Here is a 22,991-nt window from a genome sequence, read left to right as displayed (position 1 = left end):
ACCCTTCATTGGAGATCGACATGCTTCTCGCAGACAAAGTAGCCCTCATCACCGGCGGCGCCGGCCTCAACGGACTCGGCTTCGCCACCGCACGCATGCTGGCGGCGCAAGGCGCCCGCGTCGTGATCCTCGACCTCGAACGCGCCGACCCGGCGGGCGCCGCCGCCAAGCTCGGTCCGCAGCATGTGGGCCTGGTGGCCGATGTCACGGACAAGGCCTCTTGCGAACGCGCCGCCAAGGCAGCCGTGGAGCAATGCGGCCGCATCGACATCCTGGTCAACAACGCCGGCATCACCCAGCCGCGCAAGACGGCCGACATCACCGGCGCGGACTACGACGCGGTGCTCGACGTGAGCCTGCGCGGCACGCTCTACATGTCGCAGGCCGTGCTGCCGGCGATGCGCGCGGCCAAGACCGGCTCCATCGTCTGCATCTCGTCGGTGTCGGCGCAGCGCGGCGGCGGCATTCTGGGCGGCCCGCACTACTCGGCGGCCAAAGCCGGCGTGCTGGGCCTGGCGCGTGCGATGGCCCGCGAATTCGGCATCGATGGCATCCGCGTCAACTGCATCACGCCGGGCCTCATCGCAACCGACATCAACAAGGGCCTGATCCCCGACGACCGCAAGCAGGGCATCCTGGACCAGATCCCGCTGAACCGCATCGGCGAACCGGCCGACGTCGCCGGCTGCGTGGTCTTCCTGGCGAGCCCGCTTTCCAAGTACTGCACCGGCATCACCCTGGACGTCAACGGCGGCATGTTGATCCACTGATCGGCTGCTTCACACAACCCCTACGGAGACAAACGATGACCAAGCCCGAAACCTCGCGAGTGAGTCTGACCCGTCGGCAATGCCTGGCCGGCGCCGCCGCCCTGCCCCTCGTCGCCATGCTGCCGCGGCGCGCGCATGCGGCCGAATTCACCTACAAGCTGGCCACCGGACAGGACCCCAGCCACCCCGTCAACAAGCGCGCGCAGGAAGCCATCGAGCGCATCAAGGAAGCGACCAAGGGGCGCCTGGAGATCCGCCTGTTCCCGGCCAACCAGCTGGGTTCGGACACGGACCTGCTGGCGCAGGTGCGCAACGGGGGCGTGGAGTTCTTCAACCAGGCCAGCTCGGTCCTGTCGACGCTGGTACCGGCGGCCGGCATCGTCAACACCGGCTTCGCCTTCACCGACTACGACCAGGTGTGGAAGGCGATGGACGGCCCACTCGGCAAGTATGTGCGCGGCCAGATCGAGAAGGTGGGCCTGCTCACCATGTCCAAGCCCTGGGACAACGGCTTCCGCCAGATCACGACGTCCACCAAGCCCATCAACACCCCCGACGACCTGAAGGGCCTGAAGTTGCGGGTGCCCTCGGCCCCGATGCTCTCGACGCTGTTCACCGCGCTGGGCGCCAGCCCGACGCCGATCAACTTCAACGAGGTGTATTCGGCGCTGCAGACCAAGCTGGTCGAAGGCCAGGAGAACCCGCTGGCGATCATCGCCACGGCGCGCCTGTACGAAGTGCAGAAGTACTGCAGCCTGAGCAACCATGTGTGGGACGCGTACTGGATCCTCGGCAATCGCAAGGCCGTGGACCGCCTGCCCAAGGACATCCAGGAGATCGTCTTCCGCGAGTTCGACAAGTCCGCCGATGACGAGCGCGCCGACATCGCCGCGCTCAGCAAGTCGCTGCGCGGCGATCTGCAGGCCAAGGGCCTCCAGTTCATCGAGCCCGACAAGAAGGCGTTCAAGGCCACGCTCGCCAAGACCACCTTCTACAAGGACTGGCGCGGCAAGTTTGGCGAAGATGCATGGAAGCTGCTTGAAGAAAGTGCAGGGTCGCTCGCATGAGTGCGGTGCTTGCCCCGAGTGCCGACGCTGTGGCCAAGCCTGCGTTGTCACAGCTTGCCAACGCGATCCGCTTTCTCGCGATCGATGCCATCGTGCGTGCGGGCGAAGGGCACCAAGGCGTGCCGCTCGGCATGGCCGAGATCGCCACCGCGCTGTACACGCGTCACCTGAAGTTCCTGCCGTCAGACCCGACGTGGGCTGATCGCGACCGCGTCGTTCTCTCGAACGGCCACGGATCGATGCTGCTCTACGCGCTGCTCTACCTGACGGGCTACGAGGCGATCTCGATAGACCAGGTGCAGCGCTTTCGCGAGATGGGCTCGCGCTGCGAAGGCCACCCCGAGATCGCACCCGAGCATGGCATCGAGGTGACCACCGGCCCCTTGGGCCAGGGCATCGCGAACGCCTTCGGCATGGCGGTGGCAGAGGCCTACCTCAACGCGCGCTTCGGCAGCGGGCTGGTCGACCACCACACCTACGCCTTCGTCGGCGACGGCTGCCTGCAGGAGGGCATCGGCCAGGAAATGATCTCGCTGGCCGGACATCTGCGCCTGGGCAAGCTGGTGCTGCTGTGGGACGACAACCGCATCACCGATGACGGCAGCACGGCCTTGTCCATCAGCGAGAACGTGGCAGAGCGCTTTCGCGTGGCGGACTGGCACGTGATCGAAGTTGACGGCCACGATCTCGAAGCGGTTTCGGCCGCATTGGCTGCCGCGAAGCTCGACCCTCGCCCGTCGATGATTGCTTGCCGCACAGTGATCGCACGCGGCCTTGCGCGGCTGCAGGGCCAGCGCGGCGGCCACAGCGGGCGGCTGCATCCCGAAGACGCGGACATCGCCCGCAAGGAACTCGACTGGCCTCATGCGCCGTTCGAGGTGCCGGCGTCGGTGCTGCAGCCCTGGCGCGATGCCGGCTGCCGGAGCGCAGAAAAGCACGCGGCGTGGAAGGCACGGCACGCTGCGCTCTCGCCCGCCGAGCGCGCAGAGTTCGATCGCGTCATTGCCGGCGAACTGCCCGACGGCTGGCGCGAGACACTGCTCGCCTACAAGCGGCAAGCCACGCAGCGCAATGATTCGACCGCCGGCATCATGATCTCGGCGGAGATCAACGACCTGCTCACGGACGTGTTGCCCGAGCGCATGGTGGGCTGCGCCGACCTCGAGGCGCCGACCAGCCACAAACGTCGCCTCGCGGCCTTCACTCCGGCCGATCGCAGCGGCGCGTATGTGCACTGCGGCGTGCGCGAACACCTGATGGGTGCCATGGCCAACGGCATGGCCGCGCATGGCGGTGTCATTCCGCTGGCCGTCACCTACCTCGCCTTCTCGGACTACGAGCGACCCGCCATGCGCATGGCGGCGTTGATGGGCCTGCCGGTGAAGTTCGTGTTCAGCCATGACTCCATCGGCGTCGGCAAGAACGGCCCGACGCACCAGCCGGTGGAGATCCTGGCCTCGCTGCGTGCCATGCCCAACATGCTGGTGCTGCGTCCCGCGGATGCCGTCGAGGCCGCCGAGTGCTGGGAGCTTGCGCTGGAACACCGCAGCGGTCCTGTCACGATGGTCTTCGCGCGACAGGCGCTGCCACTCGTGCGGCGCACGCATCTGGCCGAGAACCTCTCGCGCCGCGGCGGCTACGTGCTGGCCGAAGCCGAAGGCGGCCCGCGACAGGTGACGCTCATGTCCACCGGCTCCGAGGTGGCGATCGCCTTGCAGGCGCGCGAACTGCTGCAGGCGCAGGGCGTGCCCACCGCAGTGGTATCGATGCCTTGCTGGGAGCTCTTCGATGCGCAGGACGCCGCCTACCGGGCTTCCGTGCTGCCGCAGGGCGGCGTCCGCGTGGCCGTCGAAGCTGCGGTGCGCTTCGGATGGGACCGCTACCTGGGCGAGCGCGGCGGATTTATCGGCATGGCTGGCTTCGGCGCGTCCGGGCCCGCCGACGAGCTGTACGCGCACTTCGGCATCGTGCCCTCGGCGGTGGTCGCCGAGGCGAAGCGCTGCCTGCAACCCAGCAACTGAATCGAGACACCGACATGCAAAGAATCGTTTTCCTGGACCGCGCGACCATCGCGCCGCAGATCCAGCTGCGCCGGCCGAACTTCGAGCACCAGTACGTGGAACACGCCTGCACGACGCCCGACGAGGTCGCCGAGCGCCTGGAGGGCGCGAGCATCGCCATCACCAACAAGGCGCCGATCACCGCGGCCACGCTGGAGCGCCTGCCCGCGCTGCGCCTCGTCGCGGTGGCGGCCACCGGCACCGACTGCGTCGACAAGGCGGCCTGCCAGGCGCGCGGCGTCGCGGTCGTCAACATCCGCGGCTACGCCATCAACACGGTGCCGGAGCACACCTTTGCGCTCATCCTCGCACTGCGGCGCAACCTCGTCGCCTTCCGCGAATCCGTGCTCCGCGGCCGCTGGCAGGAGTCGGGGCAGTTCTGCTTCTTCGACCACCCGATCCGCGACCTCGCGGGCGCGAGGCTGGGCATCATCGGCGAAGGCGTGCTTGGCCAGCGTGTCGCCGAACTGGCCCGCGCGTTCAGCATGGTGCCACTCTTTGCCGCCCACAAGGGCAAGAGCGGACTGGGGCCGTTGTACACGCCCTGGCAAGAGGTCCTGGAAACCAGCGACGTCATCACCCTGCATTCGCCGCTGACGAAGGACACGCGCGGCATGATCGCGATGCCCGAGTTCGAGGCCATGAAGCGCCGCCCGCTGATCGTCAACACCGCGCGCGGCGGACTCGTCGACGAAGCCGACCTGGTGCGTGCCCTCGATGCGGGGCTCATCAGCGGTGCGGGCTTCGACGTCGTCGACGGTGAGCCACCATCGCCCGACAACGCGCTGATGCGCGCGGCTTCGCGCCACAACGTGATACTCACGCCGCATGTGGCATGGGCGTCCGACGAGGCACAGCAGGCGCTGGCCGATCAGTTGATCGGCAACATCGAAAGCTTCGTCGCCGGCAGGCCGGCGAACCTGATCCTAGGCGCCTATTGAACCGGCCGGCTTCCCGACGGGCGGCGCGATCGGGCCGATGTCGGCAGGGATCCGGGCGTGGCAACCACTGCAAAATCGCATCATCATGATGACCGAGCCAGGAAAACTTTCCGACGAGGACCTCCTCGAGCGCGCACACCAACTCCGCCTGTTGGCATTGCGCGGTCATGGAGACGCACGGGGACCCGCCCACGATCACGAACGCGAAGTGCGGCGACGCTTCGGCAGCGGGACCACGACGAGGGCGACGCTGGAGCCGCTTGCTGCACGCAAGCGGCCCTTCTGGCGATTCTGGCAATCCCCAAAGTAGCGGTCTGACCGAGACGCGGATTCCGCGTGGGCCCCTCACCTGCCGAGGGCGTGATTGCGCGACGGCTGTTTTCGCAGCAACTGATCGTCTGCGCTGCGAGACACTTTCAAATCGAGTGCACGAGCTCGATCCCGTAGATGCGCGCGGCGTTGTCCCGGAACAGCATCCGTTTCTCCTGCGCACTGCAGCCCGCCGCGAGGCGCTTCAGCGCGTTCCAGACCACCCCGTACGACGCCGAGCTGCGGTCGACCGGGAAATTGCTCTCGAAAATGCACCGTTCGGTCCCGAACAGTTCCAGTGTGGTCTCCACCATCGGCCGCCACGCATTCGCGAGCTCGAGCGAACCCGGCGGCGAGGGCCGCGACGCGAAGTCGAACCCGAAGACGGCCGTGCCCAATCCACCGATCTTGACCGACACGTTGGGACACTGCGCAAGCCGCTTCATCGAAGGCAGCCACTCGCGCCACGCCAGGTCGGGCCGGCCCTCGTAGTCCGCGACGCCGAGGATGCCGCCGATGTGGTCGAGGACCAGGGGTGTATCGGGAAATGCGCGCGCCAGGTCCACCACTTCGTCGATCTGCGGGTGATAGATCCAGGCGTCGAAGCTGAGCCCGTGCCTCGACAGGCGCGCATACCCCTCGCGAAAGGCCCGGTCCGCGTAGAGGCCCGGCATCGGTCGCGGCAACACGCCATGCCTGAACCCGGCGTGGAATGCACCGCTGTTGCGGATGCCCCGGAACCTGCCCTGCCCGGCCGCCCGCTGCGCTTCGAGGACTTCATCGACTGCGGCGCCGAGGCGCAAGTCCGCATAGCCCACGATGGCTGCCGCCACGCGGGTCCTCGCCGAAGGCCAGGCGCACTCACGCGTGACCTCGACCACGGCTTCCGTCTCGCCCACCGGTTTCAATGCGTCCGGTCCCGTGGCCCTGTATTGCCAGCCGCACTGGATGTAGACGGTGGCGATGAAGTTGTGGCCCGCGCCGTCTTCGAGCAAGTCCTGCGGCATGTACCCGCCCCAGTGCTCGGAGAAGTGGTGGTGCGCGTCGATGATTTCGAGCGCGGGCTCGATGGCCTCCTCGCGGCTGGCAAGGAGCCATTCCGCGTCGGGCTGGCGATGCTGGACGAGGCGAAGCTCGGGGGATGAGGTGATTGCGTCCATGCGACTAGACACCAAGGTAGGCCTTGCGCACGAAGGGATCGTCGAGCAGTTCATCGCCCTTGCCGGACATGACGACCTCGCCGTGTTCGAGCGCATAGGCGTTGTGGGCGAGCCTGAGCGCCAGTCGGGCGTTCTGCTCGACGAGAACGATGGACATGCCATCGCGATTGAGCCGGCGTATGGCATCCGCGATCTCCGCGACGACCTTGGGTGCGATCCCGAGCGAAGGCTCGTCGAGCATCAGCAACTTGGGCTGCGCCATCAGCGCACGACCGATCGCCACCATCTGCTGCTCGCCGCCGGACAGCGAACCGGCGAGTTGGGACCTGCGCTCGTGCACGCGCGGAAAGAGCTCATACACCAGATGCAGCGTCTCCGAACGCCTGGCGGCGGACTTCACCGTATGCGCGCCGATCAGCAGGTTCTCCAGCACCGTCATCCGGCCGAACAGACGACGACCTTCCGGCGACAGCGACACGCCGCGCAGCACGCGCTGCTCCGGCGAAAGGCGCTGGATCTCTTCACCGTCGAGCCGGATCGTCCCGCCAGTCGCATGGACCAGACCCGCCACCGCCTTGAGCGTGCTGCTCTTGCCTGCGCCATTGGAGCCGATCAGCGCGACCAGCTCGCCCTTGCCGACCTGGAAGTCCACCGAGCGCACGGCCTGCAACTGGCCGTAGTGAACGCAGAGCTTCTGTACTTCAAGCGTGGGCATATTCGGGGGCTCCCAGGTAGGCTTCGATCACTGCAGGGTTGACGCGCAACTCATCCGGCGAACCCTCGGCGATCTTCTCGCCGTGCACCAGCACGACGATGCGCTCGCACACCTCCATCACGATCGCCATGTGGTGTTCGACCAGCAGGATGGTCAGGCCCTGCTCGTCGCGCAGGCGCCGCAGCAGGCGCGTCAGCTCGTTGCACTCTTCGTGATTGAGGCCCGCCGCGGGCTCGTCCATGAGAAGCATGAGCGGCTGGGTCGCCAGGCCGATGGCGATGCCCAGCTTCTTCTGCAGGCCGTACGGCAGGGTGCCCGCGATCGCATGCCGCCAGTTCTGCATGTCGACGATGGCGATGATCCGGTCGATCTCCGCCCGCACCTCGGCCGGCGAGACGAGTCCGGTCTTGCGGCCCATGAGAACCTGCGGCGCGGCGCCCCGGATGCGCGAGAGCAGCGCGTACTCGATGTTTCGCTCGACGCTTTCCTCCGCGAAGGTGGTCGTCGACTGGAAGGTCCGAGCCAGACCACACGCCACGATGGCGCTGGTACGTTGGCCGGTGATGTCCGTGCCGTTGAACCGGACCTGCCCGCGCGTGGGCGTCAGAGCGCCGCTGATCGTGTTGAACGCCGTGGTCTTTCCCGCGCCGTTGGGGCCGATGAGGCCGGCGATCTGTCCCTTGCCGATCGAGAACGACAGGTCCTTCACTGCGGCCAGGCCGCCGAAGTGCTTCGCCAGGCCCTTGACTTCCAGAAGGCCGCTCATTGGGACTCTCCCTTCTTTCGCTTGATCGGCAGCACGCTGGCGATGCCGCCCGGCAGGAAACGCAGGATCACGATCAGAGCCGCGCCGTAGAACATGTGCTGCGTCTGCACCGCGCCGCGGAACAACTCGGGCAGCGGTGTCAGCACCAGCGCGCCGAGGACGGGGCCATAGAGCGACTTGCGTCCGCCGATGACAAGCATGGTGATGAGCGCGACAGACACGCCGGTGTTGAACGACTCCGGCGAGATGAAGCCGATGTACCGTACCGTCAGCACACCGCCGAGGCCGGCGAGCATCGACCCCCCCACATACGCGACGACCTGCGTGCGCAGCACGCTCAGCCCGCTGGCCTCGGCGAGCAGCGGATTCGCGGCCACCGCGTTCATTGCATGCCCCAACGGCCTGCGGAACAGCCAGACCATCAGCATCACCGAGCCGGCGGCGAGCGCGAGGGCCAGCAGGTAGAAGCGTTCGCGCGAGTCGAATGCGATGCCTGCCACCTGCAACGGAGGAATGGCCGCGATGCCGCTCGCTCCGCCGGTGATCGACGTGGCATCCAGCAGAACCAGTCGTACGAGTTCCGCGAAGGCGAACGTCACCAGCACGAAATAGACGCCGCGCAGACGCAGGATCACCCATCCCAGCAGGCCGGTGACGACGCCGACGACCAGCAGTGCGAGCACCGCCGACATCACGGAACCGAGTCCCAGCGATGACGACAGCAGCACCGTGGTGTAGGCCCCGAGCGCAACCGGCGCGGAGTGTCCGAACGAGAGTTGTCCGCACCGGTCGATGAGCGACAGGCCGTTGACGATCACGATGTTGATGCACACCAGGATCGCCAGGTGCAGCACGAACTGGCCCGCGATCCAGGGCCATGCGGCCAGCAGGAGTCCGGTGACGGCGACGGGCACCGCCCAGCGGTTCCGCGTCGCGAAAGCGCCTGCCGGCGCCGGGAGCGTGCGTTCGATGAATGACGAACTCATTTCAGGCTTCTCCCCGGCCGATCAGGCCGCGCGGAAACACCAGCATCCCGACCACGACGAGCACGAAGATGAGCATGTCGGCGGTACTGCTGCTGAGGAACAGTGTCGAATAGCTCTCGAGCAAGCCGAGGCAGAGGCCTGCGATGGCGGCGCCCGGAATGCTCCCGAGCCCACCCAGGATCACCACCATGAAGGCCTTCAGGAGCGGCGTCTGGCCCATGAAGGGCGACACCGAGAACAGAGGCGCCATCAGGGCCCCGGCGATGGCGGCAAGGCCCACGCCGATGCCGAACCCGAGCGGATAGTAGAGACGGGGCTTGACGCCTTGAATGGCCGCGATTTCCGCGTCTTCCACGACCGCGCGCAGTCCGCGCCCGGCCGGTGAGTGACGCAGGAACGCATAGAGCACCAGCAGCACCGCGACCGCGAACATCACGACCACCAGCCGCGAGTTGGCCACTGTGATGCCGAGGACCGTGGTCGCCCCGGAAGCGATCGAGGGCATCGACAGCGGATCCGCCCCGAAGAGCATCAGCGCTGCGTTCTGCAGGATCAACGCGAGCCCGATGGTGACGATCATCCCGTTGAGCTCGTCCTTGCGGAACGGCTTGAGGATCAGCCATTCGATCAGGCTCCCGAACACGATGGCCAGCACCACGCTGATCGCCACCGCGAGCAGGAACGGCATGGAAAGCTTGACCACCAGTGCATAGGCAGCGAAGGCGCCGAGCATGTAGAACTCGCCGTGCGCGAAGTTCACCATGCGCATGACGCCGAAGACGAGGGTGAACCCCACCGCCATCAGCAGGTACAGAAGGCCGACGACCAGGCCGTTGATCGTCGCCTGGCCGATGAGTATTTGCCAGTCCATGGGAGTCGCGCTTCAGTTGCAGCCGTCCGCCACCGTGCAGCGGGCACGCACGACTTCCACGCCATTCTTGATCTCGGCGATGTAGAAGGGCACGGCGAGCTGGTGATCGACGCCGTAGTTGGCCTTGCCGGTCCACTTGAGCGTGCCGAGCACGCCGTTGTAGCTGCCGAGCTTCTCGAGTTCCTGCCTCACCTTGCCGCTGTCAGTCACGGTGCCGGCGCGGCGCATGGCCTCGAACAGCATGTTGGTGAAGTCGTAGTACGAGGGGCTGAAGCCGTTCGGCGCGGTCTTGTACTTCGCGACGTAGCCTTCGATGTAGCCGCGCGTCGCAGGTGCTGCGGGGTCGAGCACCGCGTGGACCATCATCCCTTCGACGACCTCCTTGCCCGCGACGTTCAGGATCTCCGCGGTGGCCGGGCCGCCGGTGCGCACGATCTTGCCCTTGAAGCCCAGCTCGCGCGCCTGCTTGGCGATGAGGCCGGCCGTGCCCGGCGCGTTGCCGTCGAGCTCGATCGTGTCGATGCCGCGTGCGAGCACGCGCGTCAGCAGCGGCACGAAGTCGACGCGCTCGCGCTCGAAGAATTCCTTGGCGACCATGTCGCCGCCGGCCTTGCGATAGGCCGCTTCGAGATCGCGCGCGATCACCTGGCCGGACTCGTCGTTCGGGAACAGGCCGCCGACCTTCTTCACGCCGTGCTGCTTGACGAGCCACGCGATCTGCGGCTCGGAGAACTCCAGCGTCGTGATGACCGGGCGGAAGCTGAAGGGCTTGTCGGTGCCGAGCGCCTTGTTGGTGAAGCCCAGCGTGGAGGTGATGACCTCGTTCTTCTCGGTGATCGGCTGCACGGCCAGCGTCGGTGCCGATCCCGTGGGGCCGATCATGTACTTGACCTTGTCCTCGAAGACCAGGCGGTTCGCGACCGTCACCGCCTCGCCTGCCTGGTACTTGTCGTCGTAGGCGACGATCTCGACCTTGTACTTCTTGCCGCCGACCTCCAGGCCGCCCGCCGCGTTGACCTTGTCGGCCGCGAGTTCGGCGGCATTCTTCATGGCCTGGCCCCATGCAGCGCCGGGACCGGACAACGTGACCAGTGCGCCGAGCTTGAGCGTCTCCTGCGCAGAGGCGTGCAGCGTAACGCCAGACAGCACTGCCGCGAGTGCACCGAGAGTGAATCGATTCATCATGTCTCCTGGAAAGTTTGGAATCGCGGTCGATTCTTTCCGTGGGAGCACGGGATGAACAATTGACAGTGTGGATGGATCTATTGCAGCGGCGAATACATGGGCCGCTGCGGACGATGCATTCGAGGCATTGCGCCCCGCGAGGGTCAGATCAGCGGCGAGAACTCGCGATGCAGGTGATCGCGAAAACTCTTGACGGCCGCCGTGGGCACCACGCGCCGCGCCACGATGCTGCCGTAGCTGCGCACGGCCTCGAAGTCCGCGAGTTCGACGATCGATCGCGACTCGCGCGCGTTGACCTGGGCCATCGATCGCGGGAGGAACGCGACGCAGCTGCCGGTGTCGAGCATGCCCATGAGGGTCGGCAAGGTGGAAGCCGTCGATGCGTTCATCGTCGCGCCGCGCCGCGCGAACTCGCCGGCCAGCCGCTCGCGCATCGTGGTGTAGCGGTCGAGGAAGATCAGGCGAAGGCCGAGGATCTGATCGATGGTGATGCGTGCCTCATTCGCAAGCGGATGCTTGGCAGGCACGACGAGCACCACGGGCTCCGCAGCCAGCGCCTGGAACTGCAGGTTGTCGTAGTCACCATCCATGGCGGTGACGCCGATGTCGGCTGCGCCGTCGCCGATCGTCTTCAGGAGGACCTCGAAGGGCATGTCCTTCAGCACGACGTCCACGTCGGGAAAGCGCTGGGCGTACGAGTGAATGATGCCGGGAAGAAAGGTGGCCGCGAGCATGGGCGTGGCGGCGACCACCACACGGTTGCGCGCCGCTTCGGATCGTTCGCGGAACTGGCGCAGCACGGTATACAGGCCTGAAAGCGCCTCCTGGGCCGCTGTTCGCAACAGTTCGCCGTCTTCGGTGGCATTGACGCTGCGCGGATTGCGCTCGATCAGCTTGACGCGCAGCACCTCTTCCAGACGCTTGACCCGGCTCGACACCGAGGGCTGGGAGATGCACAGGCGCTCTGCGGCGCGACTGAAGCTGCCTTCCTCGAGAACCACCAGAAAGGTTTCGAGTTCCGGCAAATGAAAACGTAGCTGGGGATGTCTGCTCAAGGTGGCCTCGGGCGGCGAGCATACCAAAAGGCATGCTCGCGAGCCGCCGGCCCCGGGCTATCCCCGCAACGTTTCAGTGATGGTGCGAACCTTGGTCGAAGGCGATGCGGACAACACCGTGTCGAGCACCTTCCCGAGGCGGGCTTCAGGCAACACGATCCCGGCCGTGCCGTGGAACTTGGCAATGATGTCGTCGCGGCCGAGGGCGCGTTCGCCGCTGCCGAGGTTGACCGGCACCCGGCGGGTAAGGGTCTCGCCCGATGCGAGTTCCACCGTGACTGCGCCCGAGAAGTGCTTCGGGAACTGTGAGTCCTTCTCCACGATGCAGGTGATGCGTTGCGTCAGGTCCAAGGTGGCACGGTCGGCCAGGCTCGCGTCCTCCAGCTCCGCGAGACCGAAGCGGCCGCGCAGCAGGCAGGCGGCGACCACGAAAGGCGCGCTGAACTTCGCTTCGTAGTCGCTGCGTGGAATCGCCTTGGCCGCCGCGGGTTCCGCCACGATGGGGATCGTGGCCTCGGGCAGCTCGCAGGTCACGCGCGCGATCGTCGCGGAGGGGCCGATCGCGGCGTGGAGTTGCAGCGCGGCCTCCGCGCAGCCATGAATGAAGTGGCAGACCGGGTAGGGCTTGATGGAGGTGTCGAGCATGGCCCAGCGGCTGCCGAGGCCCTCGCCGATGGATGCGAAGTCCACCTCGTCCAGATGGGCCTGCATGTGCGTTTCGAAGAAGCCGAACCGGCCCTCGTAAGGCCGCACCGGCGCCGCGAACCCGTTGCGCGCCAGGTACGCCGCGGTGATGCCGGCGAGCGCACCCCAGCCTGGATGCATGCGCTTGGTCCACGCGCCGTTCTCCAGGAACACCTGCACACCCGACGAGGTGCTGGCCGCAATGCCTTGCGCGCCGACGATCTGCTCGGCCGACAGGCCGAGGAGCTTGCCCGCCACCACCGCCGAACTGAAATGCGAAACGAGGCCGGTGGCGTGAAAGCCTGAGTGGTGGAAGCCGCCATGCACCGCCTGGCCGAGGCGGATACATGTCTCCATGCCCGCCGCATAGGCTTCGATCAGTTCACCCCAGGTGGCATTCTGCGTTTCGGCCACCGCCAGCGCGGCGGGGAGGCAGGCGACCGTGGGGTGCACGATGCTGGCCGGATGGGTGTCGTCGAAGTCGAGCCCGTGAAGCAGGTAGCCGTTCGCCATCGCGGCATCGCGCGCGGAGAGCCGCAGCGCGCTGCCGATGACGCTGGCCTCGCCGGTGCCTCCCGCGGCGGCGATGCCGGCGAGGCCCGGCGCCGCGAACGGAAAGTGGTGCGACGCGAAAGCCAGTCCGATGCCGTCGAGGATGTGATGCACCGACTTGGTTTGGACGGCCTCGGGGATGTCCGTCACGCGAAGGCCCGCGGCAAAGCGGGCCAGTTGGCCGGCGATGTTCTCCTGCGTGGCCGGGGTGGATGTAGCAGCGTTCATGAATGCAAAGGTGATGGGTGTCTGAAGATTAGATCGGCACATCGATGTCGAGCAGCGGCGCATGCTGCTGCGCGCCATACACATCGGTGTCGCCGACCGCGCCGGACGCGATGCGCCGCGGAATGGTCGCTTTCCATGCGAGCGCCGGCGCGTACTCGGTGAACTGTACGGATTCCACCGGGACGCCGTACAGCGTCGCGATCAGATCGGGCCGGATCACGCCAGTGGCGCGCACACGCTCGAACAGCCGTGCGTCGTCGAACATGATGTCCAGCGTGACGTGGAACGGCCCCGCATTCTTGCTCTTGCAGGCCTTGGCGATGTCTTTCAGCCGTGTCATGCAGCACCTCCGACTTGTTCGTATGCGATCGGGAACATGCCGAGCGGGTCGTCGGTCGCGAGCACATGCTGCAGCATGAACTCGTAGATCGCGCCGCGCTCGACATCCGAGGGAGAGAAGGGAAAGGCCATGTTGCCCTCCCTGCACATCCGGCCCGGGAAGTCCGAATGCAACAGCGTCACCCGCGCGAGCGAGAGCACCGCATTGGCGATCTCCTGCGTGTCGGCGACGACTTCGGCGATGAGCGGCAGTTCGATCGGAAGGGCGTCCTTGTTCGGCTCCCAGTTGCCCATGACGCCGTCCTGTCCGTAGACGCGGACCACCAGGCGGTACTGGTCGGGCGAGATCCCGAGCGCCTTCACCTTCGTGGCGGTGGAGCCGTGGACGAATTCCAGGAAGCTGTCGAACTGCCCGATCAGCCCCGGGTCGCGCGTCGCGGCGATGGTGAAGGCACTGAAGCCCACGCGCCGCGCGCCTTCGAGCTTGACGGTGTACGGCGTGGGCTTCCACGCCATGCCGGTGATGCGCACCACGCGGTCGCTGACCGGTTCGAGCTTGCAGTGGGTGGTGTCGACGATGCCGCCGGGTTCATAGCGGATGACGGGGCTTGCGTTCTCGTGCAGCGCCTGCACCGCCACGGACATCGGCGTGCAGCGCAGTTCCGGATTGAGCGGTTCGGCCTCCACATAGTCTTCGCCGACGGTCACCAGAAGACAGTCGTGCTTCTTCGGGATCGCTGCGTTGCATGCGCATTCGAGCATCTTGCCCGCGTACCAGGCGGGCGCCGGCGGCAAGCCGTGGTGCATGGCCAGCGCGACCCATGGCGCAGGGTCGGTGCCCCGGCCGCCGAGGATCACCTGCGCGCCCGCGGCCAGCGCCTGGCGATAGGGCTCGGGGCCCATCATCGCGACGATGCGCTCGGCGGATTCGATGTCGCTCGCCTGCAAGGCCGGCGCGTTGCCGAGCGGGGAGATCTTTTCGCCTTCGAGCTGTTCAAGAAGAAAGCCCTTGTCCTGCTCGGCGCGGATGAGCGCCATCTTGAAACTCAGGCCATGCTCGCGCGCGATCTCGCGAATGATGTCCGCGCACGCATCCAGATGCGGATCGCCGCCCGCGCCGCCGCAAGTGCCCACCATCATCGGGATGCCGTTCTCGATGGCGCCGCGCAGCAGCAGCGAGAGATCGCGCTTCATCGCCATGCGCGAGTTGAGCGTCTTGCCGGAGCCGAGGTAGTGCGGCCCCGGATCGGAGCTGCCGCCATCCACGCCGATCATGTGCGGCTTGCGTTCGAGCGCGGCCTTGAGGGACGCCTCCGGAAATCCGTAGCCGAGGATGCCGCTCGCGGACATCATCCGCACAGCGGGTGTCGGGTTCTGCTTCTGCATCAGGCGCTCCGACGCCAGTCGCCGGCGCGAGGCCGGGCCAGGCCCACGTTCTCGCGAAGGGTCGATCCCGCGTATTCCTTGCGGAAGAGGCCGCGCTTCTGCAGTTCGGGGATCACCAGCCGCACGATGTCTTCGTAGGTGCCCGGAACCGTCGTACCCGACAGGACGAAGCCGTCGCACGCCGTCTTGAACCACTCCTCCATCTGGTCGGCCACCTGCTTGCCCGTCCCCACGAAGCACGGGCCGTCGTTGAGCGTGCCGCGTCCCGAGGCCTCGACGAAGTCGCGCACCGAGGGGTTCTTCTTGCCGCTGACCTGGATGACCTTGTCGCGCAGGCTCTGCCACGACACCGCTGCAAGCTCTTCATCGGTGAACGGCTGGTCGTACGGGCGAGTCGAGAAGTCGATGTTGAGCGTCTCGCCGATCATGGTCAGGCCGTCGATGGGGCGCGACATGCTGGCGATGAAGTCGCGCTTCTCCTTCGCCTGGCTCTCGGTCTCGGCGACGATGATCTTCAGCTCCGGGGCGATGCGAACGCTGGCCGGATCGCGACCCGCGCTCGCGATGCCGTCCTTCAATGCCCTGTACTGCTTGCGCCCATTTTCGAGCGTCGGGTATTTGGCAAACACCAGCTCCGCCCACCGTGAGGCGAAGGCCAGGCCACGGCCGCTTTGACCGGCCTGCAGGATCACGGGATGCCCTTGCGCCGAACGCGGCACCGACAGCGGTCCGCGCGACTTGAAGAATTGGCCTTCATGGTCGAGGCGGCGAACCTTGTCGGGGTCCGCGAAGATGCCTTCGATCTTGTCGGCCACGATGGCGTCGTCCTGCCAGGTGTCCCAGTGACCCATGACGACTTCCATGAACTCGTCGGCGCGGTCGTAGCGCAGGTCGTGCTCCAGGTGCTCCGACTTGCCGAAGTTCGCCGCCTCGGAATCGTTCATCGAGGTGACGACGTTCCACGCGACTCGGCCCTTCGTCATGAGGTCGAGCGTCGCGAAGAGGCGCGCGACATGGAACGGCTCGTAGTAGGTGGTGGAGTAGGTGGCGCCCAGGCCGAGCTTCGACGTGACCATCGCCATCGCCATGAGCACCGAGGTCGGCTCCAGCTTGATGGCGCGCACGCCGTACTTGACGGTGTCGCGATGACTGTTGCCGTAGATGTCCGGCATCGCGAGACGGTCGTCGAAGAAGGCCATGTCGAACTTGCCTTCTTCGAGTGTCCGCGCGACGCGCTGGTAGTACTCGGGCGACAGGTAGTCGGTCATGCTCGAAGGGTGGCGCCACGAACCTGCGTAGTTCGTGCAGTTTTGCGCCTGCATGAAGGCGATGAGCGTCATCTGACGGGGGTTGGATTGCATGAGGGTCTCTTCCTTTGAAGCGTCTGATAGCCCTGCTGGAGGGGTCCGGACGAGTATTCATGCCAGGGCGCCACGCGGCAATTTCCGGACCTTGATGAAGCTATAGGCGCCGCGAATAGATCGAGCGCACGACGCGCCATCCATTCAGCGGACGGATAGCTCCATTTAAGTTGCCGATTGGCGGCAAGTGCGAGCGATTCCTAGACTGCGTTCATCGTCAGTCAAGGAGACCGTTGTGGAGACAGGGTGTGTATCCAGACCCCGCAGAGAAGGAGCATCGAGCGACACGTTCGACAGCGTCGACTCGGCCATCGCCGCCATCGGGCGTGGAGAGTTCGTGGTCGTGGTCGATGACGAATCGCGCGAGAACGAAGGGGACCTGATCGTCGCGGCCGACGCGATCACGCCGGAGGGCATCGGCTTCATGCTGCGCCATACCAGTGGCCTGATCTGCGTATCAATATCCGGTGACGTGGCCGATCGCCTGCAACTGCCGCCGATGGTCGCGCAGAACTCGGAGTCGTTCCAGACCGCCTTCACGGTGAGCGTCGACAAGCGCACGGGTGTCAGCACGGGCATTTCGGCGTCCGATCGCGCGGCCACGCTGCGTGCGCTGGCCGACCCGCATTCGGTGGCGGCCGACTTCGTGAGGCCGGGGCATGTCTTTCCTCTGCGCGCCAGGTCGGGCGGCGTGATGGTCCGGCCCGGTCACACGGAAGCCGCACAGGACCTCGTGCGCCTCGCAGGCCGCGAGCCCGCAGGCGTGTTGTGCGAGATCGTGAACGAGGACGGCGAGATGGCGCGCAGGCCCGATCTCTTCCGCTTCGCACGCTCGCATGGTCTCGCAATCATCACCATCGCCCAACTGATCGACTGGCGGCGCGCGAATGCGCCGCACGCTACTTGTGGAGGAATCTCGAAATGAAGCTCGACCCCAGAAATCTTCGCCAAGTGCTCGGGGCCTTCCCGACCGGTGTGACCGTGGTGACGACGAAGGATGAACAGGGGCAACCGTACGGCGTGACGGCGAACTCCTTCAGTTCGGTGTCGCTGGACCCGCCTCTGATCCTGTGGAGCCAATCCAACACGTCGAGCAGCCATGCCGCGTTCAGGGACTCGGAGCGCTTCGTCGTGAACATCATGGCGGACGATCAGATCCAAGTGGCGAACCAGTTCGCGAAATCGGGACCGGACAAGTTCAGCGGCATCGCGGTACGTGAAGGCATCGGGGGCCTGCCGGTGATCGAGCGCACGGCGGCGCACCTGGAATGCCGCAAGGTGGCGGCCTATCCGGGCGGCGACCACACGATCTTCGTGGGGCTCATCGAGAAGTACGAGCGCACGGGCCGCAGCTCGCTGGCCTTCGGCAACGGGCGCTATGCGATGACTTTCGCGCACGACCTGGGCGGCTACGTGGGCGCGGGGGATGCGCATCCCGACATGTCGATCGAAGCCGTGCGGCTCGCAGGCGCCGCGCTCGTGGACATCTGCGAGGAGATCGGCCAGCGGACGGTGGGCATCGCAGTGTGGGGAAACCTCGGCCCGACGATCGTTCGCTGGGAGCCTTCGAAGAACCCAGTGAGTCCGCATCTGCAGACGGGTGTGGTGGTGAGCCTGACCCAGTCCGCCACAGGCTTGGCCTTCGCGGCATTCATGGACCCGGCGCGAACGGCTCGCGCGGTCGAGGACGAGTTCAAAGCCCGGACGGTTGCGGGTTTCCCCGATGAAGGGCAGTTCGCTTCGCGTGTCGCGGAGGCGCGGGAGCATGGGCTGGCGCGCGTGATCGGGCACGGGCCCTCCGCACGACACCAGGTCACAGTGAACGCCTTCAGCGCGCCGGTGTTCGATGGCAACGGAAACATGGTGCTCGCGCTGTCGACCACATGCGAGGCCGAGCGCCTTTCGCCGGACTGGGACGGGCCGGTTCCACAGGCGCTCACGCGCGCGGCCCGGAAGCTCACCGCCCGGCTGGAACAGACCGGCCGCGTATCGAACGGCTGATTCCGTTCCCGAATCTTTGAAAGACGAATTCCATATTGGACTGCGCGCACGCTGCGCCACTACAGTGCAGCCGCACACAAGAGCGCAGCGGCAAGCAGACCGTTTCAGCAAGACCAAGGAGAGACAGTGATTCGTAAATATGGCCTTTACATCGACGGCCGCTATGTGGAGCCGCTCAGTGGCCGCAGGCTACCAAGCGTTAACCCCTACACGGGGGAGGTGTGGGCGGAAGTTCCCGATGCGGGCGCCGAGGATGTCGAGCTGGCCGTGGCAGCCGCGCGGCGCGCGTATCGCGAGACGTGGAGCCAGACCTCGGGCGTCGCGCGTGCCGCGCTGATGCTCAAGCTGGCATCGCTCATCGAATCGTCGGCCGACCGCATGTCGACGATCGAGAGCAGCGACAACGGCAAGATCGTCCGCGAAACCCATTCGCAGATGAAGTGGGTCGGCCGCCAGCTTCGCTTCTTCGCGGGCTATGCCGACAAGCTCTTCGGCCAGCACATTCCGCTGGACCAGCGCGACACGCTGGACTATGTGGTGCATGAGCCCTATGGCGTCGTGGGCCTGATCACCGCCTGGAACTCGCCGCTGGCGTTGCTCGCCAACAAGCTCGCGCCGGCGCTGGCGACCGGCAACTGCGTGGTGGTTAAGCCGTCGGAACATGCGTCGGTGTCCACCCTGGAGTTCGCCGCGCTGGTCGAAGAGGCTGGATTCCCGAAGGGTGTCTTCAACGTGGTGACCGGTGGCGTGGAAGCCGGTCGGGCGCTGGTGGATGCACAGGGCGTGGCCAAGGTGAGCTTCACGGGCAGCCCGGGCGTGGGGCGCGAGATCGCGGCCGCCGCAGGCCGCCGGCTGGTGCCCGTCACGCTCGAGCTCGGCGGCAAGTCGCCGAACATCATCTTCGACGATGCAAACCTGGACAAGGCAGTGGTCGGCGCGCTCGCCGGCATCTTCGGCGCCACAGGGCAGACCTGCGTGGCGGGCTCGCGGCTGCTGGTGCAGCGCGGGGTGTACGACGAGGTCGTCGCCCGCGTGTCCCGGCGCGCGGCGGAGATCCGGATGGGCAACCCCCTGGACCATGCCACCGAGATGGGCACGGTTGCCAACGAGCCGCAGTTCCGCCGCATCCTCGCCGCCATCGAAGAGGCCAGGGCGTCGGGTGCGCGACTTGTAACCGGGGGCCGGCGCGCGACCGGGCCGGGCCTCGAATCGGGCTACTTCATCGAGCCGACCGTCTTCGCGGATGTACGCAACGAGAGCCGCCTTGCGCAGGAGGAAATCTTCGGCCCGGTGCTGGCGATCATTCCCTTCGATACCGAGGCCGAGGCGATCGCGATGGCGAATGACAGCCGCTTCGGGCTGGCCGCGGGCATCTGGTCGAACGACATCTCGCGGGTGCTGCGCGTAAGCCGCGCGGTCCAGGCGGGCAGCGTGTGGGTCAACACCTACCGCGCACTGGCGGCGCAGGCGCCATTCGGCGGCTTCAAGGAATCCGGCATCGGCCGGGAACGCGGTGAAGCGGGCTTGCTGGAATACCTCACGACGAAGAACGTGATGATCGATTTTTCGGACGCCGAGCGCGATCCGTTTGCGATCAAGAACTGACACGCAAGAGAGACAGGAGACAAACAATGCAGACAACCATGCACAGCCGCAGAGGCTTGCTGAAAGCGGCGGCGGGCGCCGCACTCGGAAGCCTGGCCCTGCCGGCGCTTGCGCAGCCTTATCCGAGCCGACCGATCAAGCTGGTGGTGCCCTTTCCGCCCGGCGGGTCGGTGGACACGGTGGCGCGTGCGCTGCAGCCGCAGCTCCAGCAGCAACTGAACCAGCCGGTCGTCGTCGAGAATCGCCCCGGCGCGAGCAGCGTGCTCGGGGCGGAAGTGGTCAAGCGATCGCCCGCGGACGGCTACACGATCCTGCTGAATGCGTCGCTTCAACTGGTCAATCCGCTCATCATGAGTTCGGCCAGGTACGACATGGAGAAGGACTTCGCGCCGATCTCCTACATCGGTGCGCTACCCCAGCTCGTGGTGGTGTCGGCGAGCAGTCCGTATCGCACCGTGGACGATCTGCTGGCCGATGCGCGCAAGCGGCCCGGTCGTGTGCAATGGGCCACGGCCGCCTACGGCTCCGCGGGGCATCTCGCATCCGAACTGCTGAAGGTCCGCGCGAAGGTCGACATGCCCGTCATTCCCTACAAGGGCGGCGGTCCGGCTTTGACCGATGTGATCGGTGGGCAGGTCGCCTCCATGGTCGAGCCGATGGCCTCGGCCTATCCCCAGGTGAAGAGCGGCAGGCTGAGAGCCCTTGCGGTCACGACGCCGAAGCGGCTTTCGGACCTGCCCGATCTCCCGACAGTTGCAGAAGGCGGCTTCCCGGACTTCAACATGCCGAGCTGGTACGGATTCTGGGCCCCGGCCGGAACACCGCAGGACGTGATCGACAAGCTTCATGCCGAGATCCGCTCCGCGATGCAGGCACCCGAAGTGGTGACACGACTGTCGGCCATGTTCTTCCAGCCTGCGGTCACGTCGCCCGCGGAGTTCGCGAAGTTCATCAAGCGGGAGTCGGACATGTACAAGAGCCTGGTGGCTGCGGCCAACATCCGGCTCGATGAATGAGCAAATCAGGAGAAACAGAGATGGTGAAGATTGAGACGATCGGCTTTGTCGGCCTGGGCGTGATGGGCGAACCCATGAGCGCCAACCTCGTGCGCAAGGCAGGCATTCCGGTGCATGTGTACGACCAAAACCCGCAAGCGGTGGAACGGCTGGTCGCAGCGGGCGGAATCGCCGAGAAATCCGTCGAAGACCTCGGCTCGAAAGTCGATGTCGTCTTTCTTTCGCTGCCTTCCATCGTGCAGGTGGAAAGCGTCTGCGAAGCGCTGCTGCGCGCGCCCCGCGTGCCGAAGCTCATCGTCGACATGAGCACCAGCGAAGTGGCGCGCACGCGCGTGCTCGCGGGCAAGCTGGCCGATGCGGGCGTGCTGTTCGTCGATGCGCCGGTCGCACGCACCAAGGAAGCGGCCGTCCAGGGCACGCTGTTCATCACGGTCGGCGCGACGAAGGCGCTCTTCGACATCGTCCGGCCACTGCTCGCGCACATGGGCAGCGATGTCCTTCATTGCGGCGACACGGGCTGCGGGCAGGTGGTCAAGATCCTGAACAACATCATGGTGTTCATGACGGTCAACGCGCTGTCCGAAGTGCTGACGATCGGTCGCCGTGCGGGCATGGACGGCAAGGAGCTGTTCGATGCGCTGTCCAAGGGATCCGCGGACAGCTTCGCGCTGCGCAACCACGGCATGAAGTCGCTGGTGCCGGACACGTTCCCGGAGAAAGTGTTCCCGGTCGAATACGCGATCAAGGATGCGTCCCTCGCGCTGGCGCTGGCGGACCAGGCGGGCTTCGAGCCTCACATTGCGCGCTACACCCACGACCTTCTCTGCAAGACGAGGGCGGCGGGCTTCGTGCAGAACTACCACCCCGCGCTGATCCAGCTCGTGGACGGCCGCGTGCCGATCAAGGCGGCTTGAGCAGCGAAGGATCGTCCGGCGGCAGATCGTCGTCCGCAAGGATCTCAGTCAGGCGCGGCGCCAGCGCCTCGATGACTTTCCGGGTCAGCTCGGAGGCCTGCCGCTCGTTCCAGATCAGTTCGATGCGCACGCTGGCGTCGTCGACGCCATCGAGGTCGCGCAGCACCACGCCCGGGTAGCCGCCCAGCCTGTAGGAATGCGGCACCAGCGCAATGCCGAAGCCCATCTTCACCATCTGGAAGATGGTGAAGGGGCTTCGCGCGGAGTGCTTGATGTTGGGACTGAATCCTGCGCGGGTGCATGCCGCAATGATGGCGTCGAACACCGTGGGCGCGTGCGGCCGGGAAAGCGCAACCATGGGTTCGTCCGCCAGATCGCCCATGCGCAACAGCGGCGTGCGCGCAAGCGGATGCCCTTCGGGCAACACGGCCGACAACGGCTCGCTCAGGATTTGCCTGCGCGCGAGGTTCACCCGTTCCGGCCTCACGTGCACGATGCCGATGTCCAGCGAGCCCTGGCCGACCGCCAGCACCTGCTCGTCGGACTGCAGATCGCTCACCCGCACGTCGATGCTCGGGAATTCGTTCCGGATCAGCGTGAGGAATGTCGGCATGACCCTGAACAGCGCCGACGTGACGACGCCGATGCGCACCGTGCCGACGTTGGCCTCCTTGGCCTGGATGGCGGCATTGACGGCGATCCGGAACTGGTCGAGCAGGCTGCGGCTTTCCCTGAGGAACACCTTGCCCGCGTCCGTGAGCCGCACTTCCCTGCGATTGCGAAAGAACAGGGACACACCCATTTCTTCTTCCAGCGCCTTGATCTGCTGGGAAAGCGGCGGCTGGGACATATGCAGCTTGGTGGCGGCCTTGCTGAAACTGAGCTCCTCGGCCACGGTGACGAAGTAACGGAGCTGCTTGATGTCCATTGGATTCCTGGAAGCGACGGTGAACTTCCGGAGCATACCGTCCGAGCTGCCTGCCGAACGCCGAGCCCGTGCGTCCTGTGCGGGACGTCCGC

At 66.2% G+C, this 22,991-nt stretch carries 21 protein-coding genes; 9 read left to right on the top strand and 12 right to left on the bottom strand.

Annotation, left to right across the window (positions count from 1 at the left end; translation table 11 throughout):
• The first annotated feature begins 20 nt into the window (after positions 1 to 20).
• From BLW05_RS19090 to BLW05_RS19075, 4 genes are read left to right on the top strand one after another with little or no spacing between them, the layout of a single operon-like run.
• Positions 21 to 770 carry an SDR family NAD(P)-dependent oxidoreductase gene (locus BLW05_RS19090; RefSeq protein ID WP_093165058.1) on the top strand — a complete coding sequence of 250 codons (750 nt, stop codon included), beginning with the start codon at positions 21 to 23 and terminating at the stop codon, positions 768 to 770.
• Positions 771 to 805: 35 nt separating this feature from the next.
• Entirely contained in the window at positions 806 to 1,837 is a 1,032-nt protein-coding gene (locus BLW05_RS19085; protein ID WP_093165056.1) for a TRAP transporter substrate-binding protein, read from the top strand.
• Positions 1,834 to 3,858, top strand: a complete 2,025-nt coding sequence (gene tkt / locus BLW05_RS19080) for a transketolase (RefSeq protein ID WP_093165055.1) — start codon at positions 1,834 to 1,836, stop codon at positions 3,856 to 3,858. Before BLW05_RS19085 ends, tkt begins: the two co-directional genes overlap by 4 nt.
• Positions 3,859 to 3,872: 14 nt before the next feature.
• Complete coding sequence (locus tag BLW05_RS19075) at positions 3,873 to 4,838, top strand: D-2-hydroxyacid dehydrogenase (protein ID WP_093165053.1); 966 nt, start codon at positions 3,873 to 3,875, stop codon at positions 4,836 to 4,838.
• Positions 4,839 to 5,254: 416 nt separating this feature from the next.
• Here the strand turns inward: BLW05_RS19075 and BLW05_RS19070 are convergent, their stop codons facing one another.
• From BLW05_RS19070 to BLW05_RS19020, 11 genes are all read right to left on the bottom strand, one after another.
• Positions 5,255 to 6,307, bottom strand: coding sequence for an amidohydrolase family protein (locus tag BLW05_RS19070; RefSeq protein ID WP_093165052.1), 1,053 nt, complete (start codon positions 6,305 to 6,307; stop codon positions 5,255 to 5,257).
• A 4-nt stretch (positions 6,308 to 6,311) separates the two neighbouring features.
• Entirely contained in the window at positions 6,312 to 7,022 is a 711-nt protein-coding gene (locus BLW05_RS19065; protein WP_093165050.1) for an ABC transporter ATP-binding protein, read from the bottom strand.
• Positions 7,009 to 7,788 carry an ABC transporter ATP-binding protein gene (locus tag BLW05_RS19060; protein WP_093165049.1) on the bottom strand — a complete coding sequence of 260 codons (780 nt, stop codon included), beginning with the start codon at positions 7,786 to 7,788 and terminating at the stop codon, positions 7,009 to 7,011. The genes BLW05_RS19065 and BLW05_RS19060 overlap by 14 nt, the downstream gene beginning before the upstream one ends.
• Positions 7,785 to 8,774 (bottom strand): branched-chain amino acid ABC transporter permease, encoded by a 990-nt coding sequence (locus BLW05_RS19055; RefSeq protein WP_093165047.1) that lies wholly within the window; start codon positions 8,772 to 8,774, stop codon positions 7,785 to 7,787. The genes BLW05_RS19060 and BLW05_RS19055 overlap by 4 nt, the downstream gene beginning before the upstream one ends.
• A gap of 1 nt (position 8,775) precedes the next feature.
• Positions 8,776 to 9,645: a branched-chain amino acid ABC transporter permease gene (locus BLW05_RS19050; protein WP_093165046.1), complete on the bottom strand. Its 870-nt coding sequence runs from the start codon at positions 9,643 to 9,645 to the stop codon at positions 8,776 to 8,778.
• Positions 9,646 to 9,657: 12 nt separating this feature from the next.
• Positions 9,658 to 10,827 carry an ABC transporter substrate-binding protein gene (locus BLW05_RS19045; protein WP_093165327.1) on the bottom strand — a complete coding sequence of 390 codons (1,170 nt, stop codon included), beginning with the start codon at positions 10,825 to 10,827 and terminating at the stop codon, positions 9,658 to 9,660.
• Between the two features lie 146 nt (positions 10,828 to 10,973).
• Positions 10,974 to 11,885, bottom strand: a complete 912-nt coding sequence (locus BLW05_RS19040) for a LysR family transcriptional regulator (protein WP_093165044.1) — start codon at positions 11,883 to 11,885, stop codon at positions 10,974 to 10,976.
• A gap of 57 nt (positions 11,886 to 11,942) precedes the next feature.
• Positions 11,943 to 13,349 (bottom strand): MmgE/PrpD family protein, encoded by a 1,407-nt coding sequence (locus BLW05_RS19035; protein WP_093165042.1) that lies wholly within the window; start codon positions 13,347 to 13,349, stop codon positions 11,943 to 11,945.
• A 28-nt stretch (positions 13,350 to 13,377) separates the two neighbouring features.
• The gene (locus BLW05_RS19030; RefSeq protein WP_093165040.1) at positions 13,378 to 13,689 is read right to left on the bottom strand and encodes a DUF4387 domain-containing protein; all 312 of its coding nucleotides are present in this window, start codon (positions 13,687 to 13,689) and stop codon (positions 13,378 to 13,380) included.
• Positions 13,686 to 15,074: an acyclic terpene utilization AtuA family protein gene (locus BLW05_RS19025; RefSeq protein ID WP_256330384.1), complete on the bottom strand. Its 1,389-nt coding sequence runs from the start codon at positions 15,072 to 15,074 to the stop codon at positions 13,686 to 13,688. The genes BLW05_RS19030 and BLW05_RS19025 overlap by 4 nt, the downstream gene beginning before the upstream one ends.
• Complete coding sequence (locus BLW05_RS19020; protein ID WP_093165038.1) at positions 15,074 to 16,435, bottom strand: LLM class flavin-dependent oxidoreductase; 1,362 nt, start codon at positions 16,433 to 16,435, stop codon at positions 15,074 to 15,076. The genes BLW05_RS19025 and BLW05_RS19020 overlap by 1 nt, the downstream gene beginning before the upstream one ends.
• Before the next feature lie 235 nt (positions 16,436 to 16,670).
• Between BLW05_RS19020 and ribB the strand changes: the two genes are divergently transcribed.
• From ribB to BLW05_RS18995, 5 genes are all read left to right on the top strand, one after another.
• Positions 16,671 to 17,360, top strand: a complete 690-nt coding sequence (ribB, locus tag BLW05_RS19015; protein WP_093165036.1) for a 3,4-dihydroxy-2-butanone-4-phosphate synthase — start codon at positions 16,671 to 16,673, stop codon at positions 17,358 to 17,360.
• Positions 17,357 to 18,436, top strand: a complete 1,080-nt coding sequence (locus BLW05_RS19010; protein WP_093165035.1) for a flavin reductase — start codon at positions 17,357 to 17,359, stop codon at positions 18,434 to 18,436. The genes ribB and BLW05_RS19010 overlap by 4 nt, the downstream gene beginning before the upstream one ends.
• Positions 18,437 to 18,562: 126 nt before the next feature.
• Positions 18,563 to 20,041: an aldehyde dehydrogenase gene (locus BLW05_RS19005; protein WP_093165033.1), complete on the top strand. Its 1,479-nt coding sequence runs from the start codon at positions 18,563 to 18,565 to the stop codon at positions 20,039 to 20,041.
• Between the two features lie 26 nt (positions 20,042 to 20,067).
• Complete coding sequence (locus BLW05_RS19000) at positions 20,068 to 21,057, top strand: Bug family tripartite tricarboxylate transporter substrate binding protein (protein WP_093165031.1); 990 nt, start codon at positions 20,068 to 20,070, stop codon at positions 21,055 to 21,057.
• A 20-nt stretch (positions 21,058 to 21,077) separates the two neighbouring features.
• The gene (locus BLW05_RS18995; RefSeq protein ID WP_093165029.1) at positions 21,078 to 21,971 is read left to right on the top strand and encodes an NAD(P)-dependent oxidoreductase; all 894 of its coding nucleotides are present in this window, start codon (positions 21,078 to 21,080) and stop codon (positions 21,969 to 21,971) included.
• Here BLW05_RS18995 and BLW05_RS18990 read toward each other — a convergent pair.
• The gene (locus BLW05_RS18990; RefSeq protein WP_093165027.1) at positions 21,958 to 22,899 is read right to left on the bottom strand and encodes a LysR substrate-binding domain-containing protein; all 942 of its coding nucleotides are present in this window, start codon (positions 22,897 to 22,899) and stop codon (positions 21,958 to 21,960) included. The genes BLW05_RS18995 and BLW05_RS18990 overlap by 14 nt on opposite strands.
• Positions 22,900 to 22,991 lie beyond the last annotated feature (92 nt).

Origin of the sequence: Variovorax sp. YR216, assembly GCF_900107745.1 — a bacterium.
Taxonomy (GTDB): Bacteria; Pseudomonadota; Gammaproteobacteria; order Burkholderiales; family Burkholderiaceae_C; genus Variovorax.
Note: the sequence above shows the minus strand (reverse complement) of the source record. Positions and strands in the feature narration are given on the sequence as shown.

Coding starts and splice junctions, on each gene's coding strand:
- BLW05_RS19090 (WP_093165058.1), top strand. CDS start 21: ATGCTTCTCGCAGACAAAGTAGCCCTCATCACCGGCGGCGCCGGCCTC.
- BLW05_RS19085 (WP_093165056.1), top strand. CDS start 806: ATGACCAAGCCCGAAACCTCGCGAGTGAGTCTGACCCGTCGGCAATGC.
- tkt (WP_093165055.1), top strand. CDS start 1,834: ATGAGTGCGGTGCTTGCCCCGAGTGCCGACGCTGTGGCCAAGCCTGCG.
- BLW05_RS19075 (WP_093165053.1), top strand. CDS start 3,873: ATGCAAAGAATCGTTTTCCTGGACCGCGCGACCATCGCGCCGCAGATC.
- BLW05_RS19070 (WP_093165052.1), bottom strand. CDS start 6,307: ATGGACGCAATCACCTCATCCCCCGAGCTTCGCCTCGTCCAGCATCGC.
- BLW05_RS19065 (WP_093165050.1), bottom strand. CDS start 7,022: ATGCCCACGCTTGAAGTACAGAAGCTCTGCGTTCACTACGGCCAGTTG.
- BLW05_RS19060 (WP_093165049.1), bottom strand. CDS start 7,788: ATGAGCGGCCTTCTGGAAGTCAAGGGCCTGGCGAAGCACTTCGGCGGC.
- BLW05_RS19055 (WP_093165047.1), bottom strand. CDS start 8,774: ATGAGTTCGTCATTCATCGAACGCACGCTCCCGGCGCCGGCAGGCGCT.
- BLW05_RS19050 (WP_093165046.1), bottom strand. CDS start 9,645: ATGGACTGGCAAATACTCATCGGCCAGGCGACGATCAACGGCCTGGTC.
- BLW05_RS19045 (WP_093165327.1), bottom strand. CDS start 10,827: ATGAATCGATTCACTCTCGGTGCACTCGCGGCAGTGCTGTCTGGCGTT.
- BLW05_RS19035 (WP_093165042.1), bottom strand. CDS start 13,349: ATGAACGCTGCTACATCCACCCCGGCCACGCAGGAGAACATCGCCGGC.
- BLW05_RS19030 (WP_093165040.1), bottom strand. CDS start 13,689: ATGACACGGCTGAAAGACATCGCCAAGGCCTGCAAGAGCAAGAATGCG.
- BLW05_RS19025 (WP_256330384.1), bottom strand. CDS start 15,074: ATGCAGAAGCAGAACCCGACACCCGCTGTGCGGATGATGTCCGCGAGC.
- BLW05_RS19020 (WP_093165038.1), bottom strand. CDS start 16,435: ATGCAATCCAACCCCCGTCAGATGACGCTCATCGCCTTCATGCAGGCG.
- BLW05_RS19010 (WP_093165035.1), top strand. CDS start 17,357: ATGAAGCTCGACCCCAGAAATCTTCGCCAAGTGCTCGGGGCCTTCCCG.
- BLW05_RS19000 (WP_093165031.1), top strand. CDS start 20,068: ATGCAGACAACCATGCACAGCCGCAGAGGCTTGCTGAAAGCGGCGGCG.
- BLW05_RS18995 (WP_093165029.1), top strand. CDS start 21,078: ATGGTGAAGATTGAGACGATCGGCTTTGTCGGCCTGGGCGTGATGGGC.
- BLW05_RS18990 (WP_093165027.1), bottom strand. CDS start 22,899: ATGGACATCAAGCAGCTCCGTTACTTCGTCACCGTGGCCGAGGAGCTC.